General features: G+C 68.6%; 1 protein-coding gene. It reads left to right on the top strand.

The genetic code is table 11. The features are described 5' to 3' along the window. Window positions 1–283 (top strand): acyltransferase domain-containing protein (locus tag WA788_RS35785; RefSeq protein WP_335984716.1); only part of this gene is annotated, 283 nt, incomplete at both ends.

Raw genomic sequence — 283 nt, 5'->3', positions numbered from 1 at the left:
GGGTGGGGGTGATGTGAACGAGACGGTGTGGGCGCAGTGCGGGTTGTTCGCGGTTGAGGTGGCCCTGTTCCGTCTGTTGGAGTCGTGGGGTATAGCGCCGCAGGTCGTCGGCGGTCATTCGATCGGTGAGTTGGCTGCTGCCCATGTGGCGGGGGTGTGGTCGTTGGAGGATGCGTGTCGGGTGGTGGCGGCGCGGGGTCGGTTGATGCAGGGGTTGCCGTCGGGTGGGGCGATGGTGGCGGTGGAGGCGTCGGAGGCCGAGGTGCTTGAAGCCCTGGCGGGC

The organism is Streptomyces sp. CA2R106 (assembly GCF_037034245.1).
Lineage (GTDB): Bacteria > Actinomycetota > Actinomycetes > Streptomycetales > Streptomycetaceae > Actinacidiphila.
This window is presented reverse-complemented; position numbering and strand designations above follow the sequence as displayed.